Source organism: Salinarimonas sp. (assembly GCF_046292825.1).
Taxonomy (GTDB): Bacteria; Pseudomonadota; Alphaproteobacteria; order Rhizobiales; family Beijerinckiaceae; genus Salinarimonas.
In genome coordinates this window covers 63,852-81,140 of the sequence record NZ_JBKBQG010000013.1, presented here as the reverse complement: position 1 = coordinate 81,140, position 17,289 = coordinate 63,852, and the positions used below count along the sequence as shown (strand labels likewise).

The window sequence follows — 17,289 nt, the reverse complement described above, 5'->3', positions numbered from 1 at the left end:
CACGTGAAACCCTTGCGGCCCGCAGAAGCGGGCCGCCTTCACGTGAAACCCTCGCGGCATCGTCCGCCTGCCGGACTTCACCCGGAGCGGTCGCCGGCGAGATGAGCGGCGAGGGCGTCGGCCTCCAGCGGGCGCGAGAAGAGGAAGCCCTGGCCGTATACGCAGCCGCGGGCGATCGCGATCCCCTGCTGCACCGACGTCTCGACGCCCTCGACGACCGCCGCGAAGCCGAGCGAGCCGATCAGGCTCGCGATCGAGCTGAACAAGGCCGCCCCCCGATCGTCGCTGGCGGCGCCTGCGATGAAGCCCCTGTCGATCTTGACGAGGTCGATCGGCATGCGGCTGAGATAGGCGAGCGAGGAATAACCGACCCCGAAATCGTCGATGGCGATGCGCACGCCGGTCTCGCGGAGCTGGGCGAGGGCGGCGATGGCGCTCTCCGAGGCGAGCGCGCTTTCGGTCACCTCGAGCACGAGATGCGAGGCCGACAGGCCGTTGCGGTGCAGCGCAGAGAGCACGACCGCCGGAAAGCTGCGGCGCTCGAGCAGGCTCAGATCGAGATTGACGCTGACGTAATCGAGCCGCCCCTCGCGCAGGGCCGCGCCCGTCGCCTTGAAGGTCATGTCGAGCATGGCCGTGGTCAGCGGGAAGATCTGCCCGGCCTCGACCGCGGCGGGCACGAACAGAGCCGGCGAGACGTCGCCGAACAGCGCGCTGCGCCAGCGCGCCAACGCTTCGACCCCCACCGTCACCCCGTCGGCGAGGCGAACGATCGGCTGGAACACGGCACGGAACTCGCCGCGCGCCAGAGCGGGGGCGATCTCGAGCTCGTAATCCGCGGCGCTCGGCGCCTGCCGCTCCGGAGGCCTCTCGAACAGCACCCAACGCCCGCGCTTGTCCTTCGCCGCCTCGCGCTCGGCCGCGAGCGCGGTCGCCACGAGAAGATCGGCCGATGCGCCCGGATGCACGGCGATACCGACGCGCACCGAGACGGTCAGCGCGCGCTCGTCCTCCAGCACCGGCTGGCGGAAGCGGTCCAGGATTTCGGCGCCGAGCCGGCGCAGATCGTCGACGCCGTCGCGCCGCACGACGAGCATGAAGCTCTCCTCGCCGAAGCGCGCGCAGAATTCGCCCTTGCGCATGGTCTGCTGCAGCCGGCGAGCCGCGGCGACGAGCACCTGCTCGCCCTGCCGCACGCCGTAGCGCTCGGCGATCGCACCGAGGCGATTGATGGCGACGAGGAGCACGCCGACGACGCCATGATCGATCGCGGCCACGGTTCGGCGCAGGCGCGTCTCGGCGATCTCGCGACGCAGGAGCCCGGTCAGCGCATCGAAATTGCGCACCCAGGTCAGCCGCTCCTCGGAGATCCGCAGGAGGCTCGTGATCAGCGCGCGGCGCAGGCGTTGCGCGACCTCGATATCCGTCGCCGTGAAGGGCTGGCTCGTGCCCTCCACGATCTCGACCCACTTGGCGAAGGAGCGGCGCGGCCCGAGCCGCCCGGTCTGCGGATCGACGTGGATCGGCGCCGTCGGGTCGCCGCCCCAGGCCACCGAATGGCGGCGCTCCGGCCGGAACCAGACGATGCCGTCGCCGGGATTGTTGGGCAGGAAGATCGCCGCCGCCCCGCTCGCGATCGTCCGCCAGACGACCAGCCCCGTATCGACGGCGCCGAGCTCGGCATGCGCCGCGTGGCTCGTCTCGCCCTCAGAGAGGCGCGCGAGCACGGATCGGCAGATCGATTCCGGCGGCGTCATCCCGAATGTCGCCTGCGCTCCGCCGATGCGCACATAGGCGCCGCCCGCGCCCATCACTTCGAGGAGCTCGTCGCCGACCGCGGCAAGCGCGGCGCCGATGCTGTCGGCATCCGCGAGTTCCGCCTCGATCGTCTCGAGGGCGGCATTGCGGGCGGCGAGCTGGCTGCGCCGGTCGGCGGTGCCGCGGATGTCGACCATGATCGACAGCGTCTGCCCGACGAGATCGAGCAGGCCGCGCATCGTGCAATCGATCCCGCGCGGAGCGTCATGATGGCCCACGATCATGCCCCACAGCCGATCCTCGACGATGATCGAGATCGCGAAGGTGGCGCGCACGCCCATATTGCGCAGGTACTCGACGTGGTAGGGCGAGACGGCGCGCAGGACGGAATAGGTCAGATCGAGCTGGCGCGGACCGGTGGAGGGCCCTCCCGCCGCGCCGTTCCCGCTCGGCGCCCCCAGAACGTCGACGGGCACCGCCTCGACGTCGGGAATCTGCCGCACCCGCTGGAGGAGATACATCCGGCGGGCCTGCGACGGGATGTCCGTCGCCGGGTAATGCAGGCCGAGGAACGGCTCGAGCTCGCTCGCGACCGATTCCGCGACGACTTCGCCGTGATGGTCGTCATCGAAGCGATAGGCCATCACGCGGGCGAAGCCGGTCAGCGCGCGGATCTCGTCGACGGCCACGGTCAGCATGGCCGAGAGGTCGGCCGCGCGCCGGACCTCCTGGATGAGAAGCTGAGCCCGCGAGATCGCCGCAGCCGCGAGGCTCGCCTCGCGATCCGCATCGCCCGCCGCCTTCGGCATCAGCTCCAAGAGGACGAAAGCGCCCGACCGGTGGACGGTCGCGTCCGCCATCCGCCCGCTCGGCAGGACCACGCTCGTGAAATTGGTCGGCGCGTAGCGCTCCGCGCGGATCAGCTCGCGCAGCTTGAGAAGGGGCTCCGCCGGGAAGAGATCGCCGAGCGTGGCCCCGATCAGGTCCCCCGCCGCGCGGCCGAGCTCGCCTTGCGCGTTCGCGCTCGCGAAGGCGATGCGCTCGCCGTCCGGCTCGATCGCGAGAAAGACGCCGAAGGGCTGGATCGCGCCGGGGTGGTGATCGGCTCGGCTTCGCAGATCGCGACATGGTCCTGCGGGAGCGGTGCGATGCGTGTCATGAGGCGTGCTCCGCGGCGCGCATCGCCGTCCGGCTCTCGCCCAAGGTGGCGACCACCTCGCGCGCATAGGCGAAGGCGCGCTCGGCGCCGATCACGGCGTGTTGGGCACAGCCCGCATGCGCGCGTCCGAAGGCGTCGAGCGCCTGCCGAAAGGCGGGCCAACGGCGCTCCAGCGTCGCGCTCGCGGCGCAGAAGGCCGCAAAGCCCGGGACCGATCCCGTACCCCATCCGCGGGCGAGCGCGGCCGCGCCCAGGAACGAGCCGCAGACGGCGTAGGCGGCGCCGGCGATCTCCTCCTCGCTCTCGAGCGCGGGCCCGGGCGGAAGCGGCGGCATCGCGAGCGCGGGCGCGCGGGCGGCGTCGACGACCGCGACGAATTCGGCGATCTCGGCGGCGAGGGGCGACGGCGCGACGGCTCGCGCCTCGCGCGTCAGCCAGGCGACGAGGGCGACGTTCAGGCCCATGAGATGAGCCGGACCGGCGTCCAGCCCGCCTTCCTTCACCGCACGCACGAAGACCCGCTCGGCTTCGAGATGCGCGGCGCGGGTCTCGTCCTTCAGGAGGCGTGCGAGGCCGCGATTGGGATCGTCTTCGCTCGACATCTGCGTCTCGGCTCGAATCGCGTGCGCGAAAAGGCTAACATACGTTGTCGCGCGACACTCGGCAGCTGCGTCCGACTACCTACGTTGTTCCACCGGTAAACTGCGCTCTTTCCGTGCAGGTCCGGTGGATCGTGCCGACAATCGCAGCGCGAGCCCGATGTCTACCACAGGCGAGACTTCGATGTCGCCCCCGCCGAGCGGCGGATCGGCGCGGCGGGAGCGGGCGGCGGGTCTCGAGCAGCGCACTCAGTCGTAGCGCAAATCGGTGGCCTTGCCGCCGAAGATCACGTAGGACAAGGCGGTGTAGCCGGCGATCACCGGTAGCACCACGAGCGCGCCGACGAAGATGATGATCAGCGATTCGTCGGACGCGGCCGCCTGCCAGATCGTCATGGTGTCGGGCACGACGTAGGGGAAGAAGGAATAGGCGAGCCCGTAGAAGGCGAGCGTGAACAGCGCGATCGCGCCCGCGAACGGCACCCAGGCGAATCGGTCCCCCTTGGCCGGCAAGGTGCCGAGCACGAGGGCGAGGAGGAAGACGAGGCCGATCGTGACGAGAGGCACCGGCGCGAGCAGCACCACGTAAGGGAACGTGAACCATTTCTCGAAGATCCGCTCCGAGACGAGCGGCGTCACCACCGAGACGGCGAGGAGCCCGAGCGCGGCGAGCCACAGCGTGCCGCGCGCCCAGCGCACCGCGAGGATCTGCAGCGCGCCCTCGCATTTCAGGATGAGCCAGGTCGCGCCGATGAAGGCGTAGCCCGCCGCGACGCAGACGCTCGTGAGGATCGCGAAGGCGACGTTCGCCGCGCTGCGCTCGAAGCCGGTGATGTAGAGGCCGAGCATGTAGCCCTGCGCGAGGGCGGCGACGAGGGACCCGGCGAAGAAGGCGCGATCCCACCAGATCTTGCGCTCGGGCACCACCTTGGCGCGGAAGTCGAAGGCGACGCCGCGCAGGATGAGCCCCACCAGCATGACGAGGACCGGGAGGTAGAGCGCCTGCAGCACGATGCCCTGCGCGAAGGGGAAGGCGACGAGGAGGAGCCCGACCGCGAGCACGAGCCAGGTCTCGTTCGCGTCCCAGAACGGCCCGATCGAGGCGACCATGCGGTCCTTGTGGGCCTCGTCCGCCGCGCTCGCGGTGAGGATGCCCACCCCGAGATCGTAGCCGTCGAGGATGACGTAGGCGAGGATCGCGATGCCGAGGAGCGCGGCGAAGGCGACGGGGAGCCAGGATTGGCCCATGAGAATGGCGTCCATGTCCGTCTTCCTCGGGTCAGCGGGCGGGATTGGCGGCGAGGCCTTCGCCGCCCTGCGCGATCGGCGCGGCGGCGGGAGCGGCCTTCCCCGCCTTGCGGGCGAGGTGGTAGAGCGCGCCGATATAGGCGGCGAGCAGCACCACGTAGAGCCCGAGATAGACGATCAGGCTCGTCAGCACCGTGCCGGCGCCGGTCGTGGTGACCGCCTCCGCCGTCGTCAGCACGCCCGAGACGAGCCAGGGCTGGCGGCCGATCTCGGTGACGTACCAGCCGGCGACCGTGGCGACCCAGCCCGAGAAGGTCATGCCGACGAGGCCGTAGAGCGTGAGCTTCGGGAGCTCGCCCCCGCGCCGCCACAGCTGCCAGGCGGCGAGCCAGGAGAGCGCGAGCATCGCCATGCCGGTGCCCACCATGATCCGGAATCCCCAGAACACGGGGGCGACGGGGGGGTGCATGACGGTGCCGTCCTCGAGAACGAAGTCGTTCAGCCCGGGCACCACGCCTTCGGGATGGTGCTTGAGGATGAGGCTCGCGCCGCTCGGGATCGAGAGCTCGAAGCGGTTCTCGCGCGCCTCCTGGTCCGGCAGGGCGAAGAGGACGAGGGGGACGTTGCCGCGCGTCTCCCAATTGGCCTCCATGGCCGCGACCTTGGCGGGCTGGTGCTCGAGCGTGTTGAGGCCGTGCAGGTCGCCCGCGAGGATCTGGGCGGGGATCAGGAGCGCGCCCATGACGACGCCCGTGCGCAGAGCCTTCGCCACGGCGGCGGAGCGATCGCCGCGCAGCCAGCGCCAGGCCGACATGCCCGCGATCAGGAAGGCGGCGGTGAGCCCCGAGGCGAGCAGCATGTGCGCGAGCCGGTAGGGCATCGACGGGTTGAAGACGATCGCCCACCAATCGGTCGCGTGCACGATGCCGTCGCGGATCTCGAAGCCGGCCGGCGTGTGCATCCAGGAATTCAGGACGAGGATCCAGAAGGCCGACATCGTGGTGCCGAAGGCGACGAGCACGGTCGCGAGCGTATGGACCCAGTTCGGCACGCGGCGGAAGCCGAACAGCATGATGCCGAGGAACGTCGCCTCGAGGAAGAAGGCGGTGAGGATCTCGTAGGCGAGGAGCGGCCCCGCCACGTTGCCGACCCGCTCCATGAAGCCCGGCCAATTGGTGCCGAACTGGAAGGACATCGTGATGCCGGAGACGACGCCGAGCGCGAAGGTGAGGGCGAAGACCTTCACCCAGAAGAAATAGGCGTCCATCCACGCCTCGTCCTTCGAGCGGTCGTAGGCGAGCTTGAAATAAAGCAGCACCCAGCCGAGCGCGATGGTGATCGTCGGGAAGAGGATGTGGAAGGTGATGTTCGCGCCGAATTGGATGCGCGAGAGAAGGAGGGTCTCCACGGCGGGGGCTCCATGATGGTCGACAAGGTCCGAGGGGCGCATCGACGCCCGCGCGGGGCGCCGTTCCTGGCGGGCTACGAGCCGCGGGAGGTCTGGTCCCGGCGGCTCGCCTCGGGTCGGCGGGGGGCGTCGTCGGCGATCTCGTCCTGCGCGTCCTCGGCGGAACGGCGGCGGCGCCCTCCGACGAAGGGGATCTTGTCGGCGATCTCGAGGAGGCGCGAGACGCGCGAGCCGAGGCGCACGAGGGCGAGCAGCCGCTCGTTCTCGATGCCACGCACGTCTTCGTACCATTCGCCGAGCTCCTCCATGAGATCGTGCATGGCGCGCATGCGCTCCTGCGCATGGCGCTCGATCTCGGAGGCGGGCTCCTCCATCAGGGTCTCGCGCAGGAGCGAGAGGGTGGGGTCGAATTCGCGCTTCTTGCGCTCCTCGGCCAGCGTGCGCAGGATCGCGACCACGTCCTCGGGGGCGGAGAAGAAGTCGCGACGGTCGCCGGCCTTGTGCTGCAGGCGCACCAGATTCCAGGCCTGCAGCTCTTTCAGCCCCATCGACACGTTCGAGCGCGAGACCCCGAGCGCCTCCACGATGTCGTCCGCGCACAGAGGCTGCGGGGAGACGTAGAGGAGCGCGTAGATCTGCCCGACGGTGCGATTGATCCCCCACCGGGAGCCCATCTCACCGAAATGCAGGACGAAGGTCTGGACGAGCGGGGGGAGTTTCATGGCTCTTCCGGAATTTCAGGATTTTCTGAAATATCGGAAGCGGCCGATAGGAATCCATGTGGCGCGCGGTCGCACGGTCGCGCTCGCGCGCTGGCCCAACGGGAAACGGGCGGGGATCGCTCCCCGCCCGCTCTCACGGTCGAGCCGCAGGTGCGGCGCGTCAACGCACGACGTAGAGGATGCGCCGCTCGGCCGGCTCGACGATCACCGGAACGCCGTTCACATACGCGAAGCGGTATTCGTAATCGGGGATCTGGCGCAGCTCGACCACCTCGGGCAGGCGGGCGCCGGCGACGACCTCGCCCTCGAGGAAGACGGGCTCGGGGCGATTGTCGACGACGTAGCTGCGCACGCGCTCCGGAGGCGGCTCGAAGGCCGCGCCCACCGCCGTGCCGGTCACGCCGCCCGCAGCCGCGCCGCCGACGGCGCCGACCGCCGCACCGATCGGCCCGGCGATGATCGAGCCGATCACCGCGCCGCCGACCGCGCCCGTCGTCAAGCCGGCGGTGCCGCCGGCCGCGGTCCCGGCGCCCTCGAAGGTGGTCTGCGGGACCGCCTCGATGCGCTCGGAGACGACGATGCGGTCGCCTTCGAACTCGCCGGTCAGGTAGGCGGAGAAGGCCCAGGCCTCCGTCCCGTCATAGGTGACGCGGCACCATTGCGAGCCCTCGATGCACCCGACGAGCGTCACCTGGGCATCGGCGGGGATCACGCCGACGACCTGGTGGCCGGGGCCGGGGCCGGCGCGCAGGTTGAGATCCGTGGTCGCGCGCGCCGACATCTCGGCGGCGGCGGAACCGGCGAAAGCGAGCGTCAGAGCGCTCGCGGCGAGGAGAGTCTTCTTCAGGGTCATGAGGTTTCCCTTTCTTGTCTCCCGTTCGGAGTGAGCGCAAGAACGCCGAATCCGCAGCCGTGTTCCCGATGAAGATCCGGCTCACGACCTTGGCAAATAGCCACGCTTGCGTGTGGAATTGGCGGCGGATAGTTTAGATCTCAACCGTCTCGCGCGTATGCAGACGGGAGGGAGACCCGACATGATCAAGACCGTTCTCAAGGCGAGCGCGCTGTCAGCGGCGCTCGTGCTCTCGCTCGGCGCCGCCGGCGTCCCGGCCTTCGCGCAGGAGATCGTCTACAATCGCGGCAACGACACCGATCCCGCCTCGCTCGACCAGCACAAGACCTCGACGATCGCCGAGGCTCACGTGCTGCGCGATCTCTACGAGGGCCTCGTGGTCTACGATACGGCCGCGACCGTGATCCCCGGCGTCGCGGAGAGCTGGGAGATTTCCGAGGACGGCACGGTCTACACCTTCCGCCTGCGCGAGAACGCGCGCTGGTCGAACGGCGACCCGGTCGTGGCCGAGGACTTCGTGTTCGCGCTGCGCCGCATCCAGGATCCCGCGACCGCCGCGGGCTATGCCAACATCCTCTATCCGATCCTGAACGCGGCCGCGATCAATCGCGGCGAGATGGACAAGGAGGAGCTCGGCGCCCGCGCGGTGGACGAGCGCACGCTCGAGATCACGCTCGAGGCGCCCACCCCCTATTTCCTCGAGCTCCTCACCCACCAGACGGCGCTGCCGCTCCATCGCCCCTCCGTCGAGGCGCACGGCGACGCCTTCACGCGGCCGGGCAATCTCGTCTCGAACGGCGCCTTCATGCTCCAGGCCTTCGTGCCGAACGACCGCATCACGCTCGTCGCGAACCCGCATTTCCACGCCGCCGACGAGGTCTCGATCGACGTCGTCAACTACATTCCCTTCGAGGATCGCGCCGCGTGCGTGCGCCGCTTCGAGGCGGGCGAGGTGCAGTCCTGCTCCGATCTGCCGACCGAGCAGCTCGCCGATCTGCGCGGGCGCCTCGGCGATCAGGTGCGCATCGCGCCCTATCTCGGCATCTATTATCTGCCGGTGAAGACGACGAAGCCCGTCCTCTCCGATCCGCGGGTGCGCCGGGCGATCTCGCTCGTGATCGACCGCGAGTTCCTCGCCGAGGAGATCTGGTCGGGCACCATGATCCCCGCTTATTCGCTCGTGCCGCCCGGCATCGCGAACTACGTCGATGGCGTGCAGCTGCCCTATGCCGACGAGGACATCCTCGATCGCGAGGACCGCGCCCGCGAGCTCCTCGCCGAGGCGGGCGTCGCCGAGGGCTCGCTGACGGTCGACCTGCGCTACAACACCTCCGAGAACAACCGCAACACCATGACGGCTCTCGGCGAGATGCTGCGTTCGATCGGCATCAATTCGACGCTGACCGAGATGGAAGGCGCGACCTACTTCCCCTTCCTGCGCGCCGACGGCGATTTCGACATCGCCCGCGCCGGCTGGATCGGGGACTACAACGACCCGCAGAACTTCCTCTTCCTCTACGAATCCGACAATCTCGGCTTCAACTATCCGCGCTGGGCGAACGAGGACTACGACGCCCTCATGGCGCAGGCCGCGCAGGAGACCGACCTCGACGCCCGCGCCGAGATCCTCGCGGACGCCGAGCGGCTGTTCCTCGAGCACGTCCCCGCCATCCCGATCCTCTATTACACGTCGCGTTCGCTCGTCTCGCCGCGGCTGCAGGGCTGGGAGGACAACATCATGAACGTCCACGGGACGCGCTTCCTGTCGCTGAACTGACGCTGGAATGCGGCGCCCGGGAGCCATCGCCCCGGGCGCCGCGATCGGGACATCGCCATGCTCGGCTACGTTCTCAGGCGCCTCGCCGGTGCCATTCCGACGATCTTCGTGATCGTCACGATCGCCTTCTTCATGATCCGGCTCGCGCCCGGCGGCCCGTTCGACCTCGAGCGGCCGATCGATCCGCTGATCATGCAGAACATCAACGCGGCCTTCCATCTCGACCAGCCGCTCTGGCGCCAATACCTCCTCTATCTCGGCAATCTCGCGCAGGGCGAGTTCGGACCGAGCTTCACCCGGCGCGACTTTTCGGTCGGCGAGCTGTTCCGCCTCGGTCTGCCGGTTTCAGCGACGCTCGGCGCGCTCGCGCTCCTCCTCGCGCTCCTCGTCGGCGGAACGCTCGGCGTGATCGCGGCGCTCAAGCAGAACCGCGGCGCGGATTACGCGGTCGTCGGCATCGCCACCTTCGGCATCACGATCCCGAATTTCGTGGTCGCGCCCGTCCTGAGCCTGCTCTTCGGGGTGTGGCTCGGCATCCTGCCCGCCGGCGGCTGGGGCGAGCCGCGCCACCTCGTCCTGCCCGTGATCACGCTCGCGCTGCCGCAGATCGCGATCATCGCCCGCATGACGCGCGGCGCGACGATCGAGGCGCTGCGGGCGAACCACGTGCGCACCGCCCGCGCCTACGGCCTGCCGGCCCGCACCGTCGTGATCACGCACGCGCTGCGCGCGGCGATCCTGCCGGTCGTGTCCTATCTCGGCCCGGCCGCCGCGGCGCTGCTGACGGGGTCCGTCGTGGTCGAGACGATCTTCGGCATTCCCGGCATCGGCCGCTATTTCGTCCTCGGCGCGCTCGCGCGCGACTACACGCTCGTGATGGGCACCGTGGTCGTGATCGCGCTCTTCGTCGTCGCCTTCAACCTCCTCGTCGACATCGCCTACGCGCTCATCGATCCGCGCGTGCGCTTCGACCGCTGAGCCGAGCCTCATGAGCCGAGCCCCATGACGACGCGAGACCTCGACACCGCCCTCGACGCCCCGCCGGTCTCCGGGCCGCAGCGCTCCTTGTGGAGCGACGCCTGGATCCGCCTGCGCCGCAACCGCGCGGCGGTCGCGAGCGGCATCCTCCTGATCGTGCTCGGCATCGCGAGCATCGTCGGCCCCACGCTCACCCCGCACGCCTACGACACGGTCTATCCGCAATATGTCCGCGTGCCCGCGAGCCTGGAGCCCTATCCGCGCGCCGAGCGCATCGTCCCGGCTTTCGAGCGGGCGCTGGCCCGGGCCCGGGTCGTGGTGGGCGAGGTCGAGGTCGACGGGGAGACGGTGCGCGCGCCGGTCTCGGCCGAGGGCGGCCTCGACCCGCGGCTCCCGCGCTATCTCGACCGCTCCGACCTGTTCGGCGCCGCCCGCCTCGTCGATGTCGCGCCCGACGGGACGAGCGGCGTGCTCGAGGCGGACGTGCAGCGCCTGCGTTTCCTGTTCGGCACGGACGCCAACGGGCGCGACCTGTTCTCGCGCACCCTCGTCGCGGTGCGGATCTCGCTCGCGATCGGCCTCCTCGCCTCGCTCGTCGCGCTCGTGATCGGCGTCACCTACGGCGCGGTGGCGGGCTATGCGGGCGGGCGGGTCGATGCGGTGATGATGCGCTTCGTCGACGTGCTCTACGCCCTGCCGTTCATCTTCTTCGTGATCCTGCTCGTGGTGTTCTTCGGCCGGAACTTCGTGCTGATCTTCCTCGCGGTCGGCGCGATCGAGTGGCTGGACATGGCCCGCATCGTGCGCGGGCAGACGCTCTCGTTGAAGCGGCAGGAATTCGTGCAGGCGGCGGAGGCGCTCGGCGTCGAGGCCTCCGGCATCCTGCGCCGGCACATCGTGCCGAACACGCTCGGTCCGGTCGTCGTCTACCTGACGCTGCTCGTGCCCAAGGTGATCCTGCTCGAGAGCTTCCTGTCCTTCCTCGGGCTCGGCGTGCAGGAGCCCCTGACCTCGCTCGGCGTGCTCATCTCGGAGGGCGCCGCGAACATGCAGGGCGCGCCGTGGATGCTCGTCTTCCCCGCGGCGACCCTGATCGCCATCCTGTTCGCGCTCAACTTTCTCGGCGACGGCCTGCGCGACGCCCTCGATCCGAAGGACCGCTGAGCATGGCCGATCCGACCACAGGGACAGGCGCGCCGATCCTCTCGCTCCGGGATCTGAAGGTGTCGTTCCGCACGAACGACGGCATCGTCGAGGCGGTGCGCGGCATCGATCTCGACGTGATGCCCGGCGAAACCGTGGCCATCGTCGGCGAATCGGGCTCGGGCAAGAGCCAATCGATGATGGCGGCGATGGGCCTCCTCGCCGGAAACGGCGTCGCCACCGGCCAGGCGCTCTATCGGGGGGAGAACCTGGTGGGCATGCGTCCGCGCGCCCTCGATCGCATTCGCGGCGAGAAGATCACGATGATCTTCCAGGAGCCGATGACCTCCCTCGATCCGCTCTACCGGATCGGCCGCCAGCTCGCCGAGCCGATGCGCCACCATCGGGGACTCTCGCGCAAGGCCGCGCGCGAGAAGGGGATCGCGCTTCTCGATCGCGTCGGCATTCCCGATCCCGGCCGGCGCATCGACGCCTATCCCCACGAGCTCTCCGGCGGGCAGCGCCAGCGCGTGATGATCGCGATGGCGCTCGCCAACGATCCCGATCTCCTGATCGCCGACGAGCCGACCACCGCCCTCGACGTCACCGTCCAGGCGCAGATCCTGACGCTCTTGGCCGATCTCCAGCGCGAGCGGGGCATGGCGATCGTGTTCATCACGCACGATCTCGGCATCGTGCGCCGCTTCGCCGACCGCGTCGCGGTGATGCGCCGAGGGGAGATCGTGGAGACGGGGGACGCGCAGCGCGTCTTCGCCGAGCCGCGCCATCCCTATACGCGCATGCTGATCGACGCGGAGCCGACGGGCGAGAAGAGCCCCGTGCCGGAGAGCGCGCCCATCGCGCTGGCCGGGGAGGGCGTGCGGGTCACCTTCCCGATCGGCGGCGGCTTCCTGAAGGGGCCGGCGCATCTGCTGCGCGCGGTCGACGGCGTCTCGCTGACGCTGCGAGCCGGGCAGACGATCGGAATCGTGGGCGAATCGGGCTCGGGCAAGTCGACGCTCGGGCGCGCGCTCCTGCGGCTCCTGCCGTCGGAGGGCCGGGTGGCCTTCATGGGGCGCGACATCTCGCAGGCGACGCGCGGCGAGATGCGCCCCTTGCGAAAGGCGCTGCAGCTCGTCTTCCAGGACCCGTTCGGCTCGTTGTCGCCGCGCATGACGGTGGGCCAGATCGTGACCGAGGGCCTCCTCGTCCACGAGCCTGAGCTCACCGGCCGCGCCCGCGATGCCCGCGCCGTCGAGGCCCTGCGCGAGGTCGGGCTCGATCCCTCGATGCGCAACCGCTATCCGCACGAATTCTCCGGCGGGCAGCGCCAGCGCATCGCCATCGCCAGAGCCATCATCCTCAAGCCCCGCGTCGTCGTGCTCGACGAGCCGACCTCGGCGCTCGACCGCTCCGTTCAGAAGCAGATCGTCGAGCTTCTGCGCGATCTCCAGGACCGCCACCGCCTCGCCTTCCTCTTCATCAGCCACGATCTCGCGGTCGTGCGGGCGATGGCGGACTACGTCATCGTCATGAAGAACGGCAAGGTCGTCGAGGAGGGCCCGACCAGGGCGATCTTCGAGGCTCCCCGGAGCGCCTATACGCAGACCCTGATGGAAGCCGCCTACGCGGCGACGCGTTTCCGGCAGGACGCCGGCCTCGGGTCGGAGCCGTATCGCGACGAGAGCGGCGCGGCGATCGGCTAGGCGGCGCCCGCGCGTTTCACGTGAAACATCTCAAGCCGGATTGGCCCGCAGCCAGGCGACCACGTCGCCCGCGTTCCGGTCCGGCGGAAAGATCGGGTAGAACACCGTCGCCACGACGCCGTCGCGGGCGATCATCGTCAGCCGCTTGTGGAGGCGACGCCCGCCCGCCTCGAAGGTCGGCAGAGCGAGCGCCTGCGCGAGCGCGCCATCGGCATCGGAGAGGAGCGGGAAGGGGAGGTGGAGCCGCGCCTGCGCCTCCCGCTGCTCCGCCGGATCCTGCATCGAAATTCCGAACACCGCCTGCGCGCCGGCCTCCCGCAGCTCGTCGAAATGGTCGCGGAAGGCGCAGGATTGCGGGGTGCAGCCGCGCGCGCCGGGGATCGCGTCCCAGTCGCTCGGCAGGGCGATGCCGGGCGTGGCGGTCATCGGGTAGAGATAGAGAACGGCCGTCCCGCCGATCTCGGAGAGCCGCACCGACGACCCGTCGGTCGCCGGCAGCGTGACGTCGGGCAGGGCGCGCCCGACGAGATGGGCCGCGGCCCCGTCGTCGATCGGAGCGGGCAAGGTCGACCAGTCGACGGACGGCGGCTGCAGATGGCTCATGGCATCTCCTCGATCAGGCGAGGATACCGTTCTCTCGGGCCATGTCGAGGAGGTTGCGCTGCGGGCGCGCGCCCATGTGCGAGATCACCTCCGCCGCCGCCATCGCGCCGAGGCGCGCGCAGCCGACCTCGTCGAGCCCGTGCGCGAGCCCGGCGAGGAAGCCGCCCGCGAAGAGGTCGCCGGCACCGGTCGAATCGACGATCCGGTCGACCGCGAAGGCGTCCACCGCGCGGGTGCGGTCGCGCGAGATCACGAGCGAGCCCGCTTCGGAGCGCGTCACCACCGAGAGGAGCGCGTGCGGCGTGTCCTCCGCGCGCAGGGCGGCGAGCGCGGTCTCCGCATCCGCCGTCTGGTAGAGCGCCTTCACCTCGTGGATGTTGGCGAACAGGATGTCGACCGCGCCGGTGCGGATCAGCTCGAGGAACTCGTCGCGATACCGGTCCACGCAGAAGCTGTCGGAGAGGGTGAGCGAGACCTTGTTGCCGGCCGCGTGGGCGATCGCGACGGCCTTGCGGAAAGCCTCCTTCGCCTGCGGCGGGTCCCACAGATAGCCCTCGAGATAGACGACCCGCGCGGAGCGCACCGTGTCCTCGTCGATATCGGCGGGGGTGAGGTTCTGGCAGGCGCCGAGATAGGTGTTCATCGTGCGCTCGCCGTCGGGCGTCACCAGGATGAACGAGCGCGCGGTGGCCGGGCCGTCGGTCGCGTCCGGCGTCTCGAAGCGGATGCCGACCGCACGCATGTCGTGGCGGTAGAGCGCGCCCGCCTCGTCGTTGCGCACCTTGCCGATGAAGCCCGCCCTTCGGCCGAGCGCGGCGACGCCGGCGGCGGTGTTGGCGGCAGCGCCTCCGGACATGATGGTCGCCTGGCCCATCCGCCCGTAGAGGTCCATCGCCCGCGCCTCGTCGATGAGGTTCATCGAGCCCTTGTGCAGCTTCTCGGCGACGAGGAAGTCATCGTCGGTATGGGCGATCACGTCGACGATGGCGTTGCCGAGGGTGAGGACGTCGAGCATCGGGCGGTGTCTCCGGAGGGGTATCAGTCGGGCGGCTTGTCGCCCGTGCCGGTCTGGGCGTCAAGCGACGTGGTCGCGCGGGCGCGATCGAGCACGGCGCGGTCGAGGACCGCGCGATCGAGAACCGCGAGCAGCGCCGCGACGCTGTCCGCGTCGAGATCGCCGATCTCGCGCGAGAGGCGGTTGGCGAGGAGGACGGCGTCCGCGCCGCACCCCGCCGCGCGCACCCGCGGCGCCGGATCGGACAATTCGGCGAGCCGCTGCAATTCGTCCGCCTCGTCCCAGATCACCCCGAAATATTGGATCGTCCCCTGCACGAGGGCGAAGGTCGGGCGGCCGCGCTCGCCCCGCTCGAGCGCGGAGAGATAGGCACTCGAGACGCCGAGATGCGCCGCCATGTCCTTGAGCTGGAGGCCGCGCGCCGCCCGCAGCGCCCGCACGCGCCGGCCGAAGGGCGTCAGCGCCCGCGCCTCGTCCCCGTCCGCTCGCGCGATCCGCCGCCGCGCCATCGCGTCAGCCTCCGCGGCGGCGCAGGCGCACGTAGAGCGCCCCCGAGCCGCCATGTTGCGGCGCCGCCTCCTCGAAGCCGACGACGAGCGGGCGCAGATCCGGCAGCCCGAGCCAATGGGGCACCGAGCGGCGCAGCACGCCGCGATGGTCGAACAGGCCGATCCCGTCGCCCGGCGGGCCGCCTTTGCCCGTGACGACGAGAACGAGCGCGTGTCCGTCCGTGCGCGCGCGGTGCAGGAAGGCGATCAGCCGGCGGTGAGCCTCGTCCTGGCGCATGCCGTGCAGGTCGATCGTCGCGTCCGGCACGCGGGCGCCGCGGCGCAGGGCGAGCCGCTCCTTGCGCTGCAGGGCCGAGAGCGGCGGGATCGACGGCACCGGGGGCGGCTGCGGGCGATAGGGCCCGGCGGATGGCGGGCGCGTCCCGCGCGCGACGGGCTTCGGCGGCCGTTCGGGTTCGATCTCGGGCACGGCGGCCGTCGAGGAGACGAGGTCCGGATCGGGAGGCGGGGCGCGGCCGGGCAGGGGATCGACATGGCGCACGACATGGCGCCACAGACGCGCCTCCTCGGCGCTCAGCGTGCGCCGCCGCCGCGTCATGGCGCACGCCCCGGTTCCGACGCGGCGATCGGGGTGGGGCGCGGCAGGAGCACGGTGACGTCGACCGCGTGACGCATCAGCCCAGCACGGGTGCCCGCCTCGGGGCCGGTGCCGACGAAATAGTCGATCCGCGCCGGCCCGACGATCGCGGAGCCCGTGTCCTGCGCGATCATGAGCCGCGCGAGCGGCCGGAGGCCGCCGTCGACACCGGGAACGCGCCCGGCGAGGTGGAAGGGCAGGCCGTAGCGCCAGAGCGCGCGATCCACCGCGATCGAGCGCTCCGGCGCGAGCGGCACGCCCGCGCCGCCGATCGGGCCGAGCGCGGGATCGTCCTCGGGAATCGTGCGAAAGAAGATGTAGGACGGGTTCTCGCGCATCAGGGCGCGCGCCGCGTCGCGGTTCTGCGCGAGCCAGGCGAGAAGCCGCTCGAGGCTCATCTCCTCGCGCGCGATGGCGCCGCGCTCGACGAGGAGGCGGCCGATCGAGACGTAAGGATGCCCGTTGCGTCCGGCATAGCCGACCCGCAAGAGGCGTCCGTCGGGGAGGCGGATGCGGGCCGAGCCCTGGACGTGGACGATGAAGGCCTCGCCCGGCTCGCGCAGCCACACGATCGGCTCCGCCGCTCCGTCGAGCGCACCCTCCTCGATCGCGGCACGGGTCGGCACGGGAGCGTAGGCGGCGCCGCCCAGATCGAGCGCGGCGCGCAGATGATCGGGGATGCCGGGCAGCCGCTCGTGCTCGAGGATCGAGACGAGCGCGTCCGGGCGGGCGCGCAAGGGCACGGAGAATTCGGCGGAGGGGACGAGGGCGCCCTCCAGGACGGGCTCGTAATAGCCGGTCATGAAACCCGCGCCGGAGGGCGGGATCACGCGATGTGGGACGAACCAGGCCTCGAAGAAGGCGCGCGCCTCGGCGGGACCGGCCTCGATCCCGGCGCGGCAGGCCGCGAGCAGCGCGTCGCCGGTCGCGCCCGCCGGACGCAGACTCGGTGCGCCGTCGAGAATGGCGACGCAGCTCGTGCGGAAGGTCGCGAGCGCGGCGGCGTGGTCGTCCGCCTCCCAGCCGGGCAGATCCGCGAAGGCGACGGCGCGCAACGCGGCATCCCCGACGCTCGTCGCGCCGAGTTCGACGGGGGCGAGCGCTGCGAGGGCGGCCATCAGCGCGACCGCGTACGGGGCCGAGCGTGCGACCGACGGCGCGGCGCGGTGTCGAG

Annotated in this window: 14 protein-coding genes and 1 pseudogene; 4 read left to right on the top strand and 11 right to left on the bottom strand. The window is 70.7% G+C overall.

Annotated features, from left to right (window positions below; translation table 11 throughout):
• Positions 1 to 77: 77 nt before the first annotated feature.
• The 6 genes and pseudogenes from ACK4UM_RS08900 to ACK4UM_RS08875 form a co-directional block, all read right to left on the bottom strand.
• Positions 78 to 2,984, bottom strand: a complete 2,907-nt coding sequence (locus ACK4UM_RS08900; protein WP_409797908.1) for an EAL domain-containing protein — start codon at positions 2,982 to 2,984, stop codon at positions 78 to 80.
• Positions 2,914 to 3,519 carry a hypothetical protein gene (locus ACK4UM_RS08895; protein WP_409797906.1) on the bottom strand — a complete coding sequence of 202 codons (606 nt, stop codon included), beginning with the start codon at positions 3,517 to 3,519 and terminating at the stop codon, positions 2,914 to 2,916. The genes ACK4UM_RS08900 and ACK4UM_RS08895 overlap by 71 nt, the downstream gene beginning before the upstream one ends.
• A 246-nt stretch (positions 3,520 to 3,765) precedes the next feature.
• Positions 3,766 to 4,779, bottom strand: coding sequence for a cytochrome d ubiquinol oxidase subunit II (locus ACK4UM_RS08890; protein WP_409797905.1), 1,014 nt, complete (start codon positions 4,777 to 4,779; stop codon positions 3,766 to 3,768).
• A gap of 16 nt (positions 4,780 to 4,795) precedes the next feature.
• Positions 4,796 to 6,172 carry a cytochrome ubiquinol oxidase subunit I gene (locus ACK4UM_RS08885; RefSeq protein WP_409797903.1) on the bottom strand — a complete coding sequence of 459 codons (1,377 nt, stop codon included), beginning with the start codon at positions 6,170 to 6,172 and terminating at the stop codon, positions 4,796 to 4,798.
• Between the two features lie 167 nt (positions 6,173 to 6,339).
• Positions 6,340 to 6,894 (bottom strand): annotated as a pseudogene (locus ACK4UM_RS08880) (GbsR/MarR family transcriptional regulator); the annotation flags it as partial.
• A gap of 160 nt (positions 6,895 to 7,054) precedes the next feature.
• Entirely contained in the window at positions 7,055 to 7,747 is a 693-nt protein-coding gene (locus ACK4UM_RS08875) for a DUF1236 domain-containing protein (RefSeq protein ID WP_409797901.1), read from the bottom strand.
• Between the two features lie 181 nt (positions 7,748 to 7,928).
• Between ACK4UM_RS08875 and ACK4UM_RS08870 the strand changes: the two genes are divergently transcribed.
• From ACK4UM_RS08870 to ACK4UM_RS08855, 4 genes are read left to right on the top strand one after another with little or no spacing between them, the layout of a single operon-like run.
• Positions 7,929 to 9,524, top strand: coding sequence for a peptide ABC transporter substrate-binding protein (locus tag ACK4UM_RS08870; protein ID WP_409797899.1), 1,596 nt, complete (start codon positions 7,929 to 7,931; stop codon positions 9,522 to 9,524).
• 57 nt (positions 9,525 to 9,581) lie between these two features.
• Positions 9,582 to 10,502, top strand: coding sequence for an ABC transporter permease subunit (locus ACK4UM_RS08865; RefSeq protein WP_409797897.1), 921 nt, complete (start codon positions 9,582 to 9,584; stop codon positions 10,500 to 10,502).
• Positions 10,503 to 10,526: 24 nt separating this feature from the next.
• On the top strand, positions 10,527 to 11,666 hold the full coding sequence (locus ACK4UM_RS08860; RefSeq protein WP_409797895.1) for an ABC transporter permease: 1,140 nt from the start codon (positions 10,527 to 10,529) through the stop codon (positions 11,664 to 11,666).
• Positions 11,667 to 11,668: 2 nt separating this feature from the next.
• A complete protein-coding gene (locus ACK4UM_RS08855; RefSeq protein WP_409797894.1) occupies positions 11,669 to 13,351 on the top strand; it encodes an ABC transporter ATP-binding protein in 1,683 nt (560 codons plus the stop codon).
• Between the two features lie 30 nt (positions 13,352 to 13,381).
• Here the strand turns inward: ACK4UM_RS08855 and ACK4UM_RS08850 are convergent, their stop codons facing one another.
• Genes ACK4UM_RS08850 through ACK4UM_RS08830 form a run of 5 tightly spaced genes read right to left on the bottom strand, consistent with a single transcriptional unit; the run spans position 13,382 to position 17,233 of the window.
• Entirely contained in the window at positions 13,382 to 13,954 is a 573-nt protein-coding gene (locus ACK4UM_RS08850; protein ID WP_409797892.1) for a peroxiredoxin, read from the bottom strand.
• Positions 13,955 to 13,967: 13 nt separating this feature from the next.
• Positions 13,968 to 14,969 carry an adenosine kinase gene (locus ACK4UM_RS08845; RefSeq protein WP_409797890.1) on the bottom strand — a complete coding sequence of 334 codons (1,002 nt, stop codon included), beginning with the start codon at positions 14,967 to 14,969 and terminating at the stop codon, positions 13,968 to 13,970.
• A 23-nt stretch (positions 14,970 to 14,992) separates the two neighbouring features.
• On the bottom strand, positions 14,993 to 15,478 hold the full coding sequence (locus ACK4UM_RS08840) for a helix-turn-helix domain-containing protein (protein ID WP_409797888.1): 486 nt from the start codon (positions 15,476 to 15,478) through the stop codon (positions 14,993 to 14,995).
• 4 nt (positions 15,479 to 15,482) lie between these two features.
• Positions 15,483 to 16,076 (bottom strand): Smr/MutS family protein, encoded by a 594-nt coding sequence (locus tag ACK4UM_RS08835; RefSeq protein ID WP_409797886.1) that lies wholly within the window; start codon positions 16,074 to 16,076, stop codon positions 15,483 to 15,485.
• Entirely contained in the window at positions 16,073 to 17,233 is a 1,161-nt protein-coding gene (locus ACK4UM_RS08830) for a murein transglycosylase A (RefSeq protein ID WP_409797885.1), read from the bottom strand. The genes ACK4UM_RS08835 and ACK4UM_RS08830 overlap by 4 nt, the downstream gene beginning before the upstream one ends.
• Positions 17,234 to 17,289 lie beyond the last annotated feature (56 nt).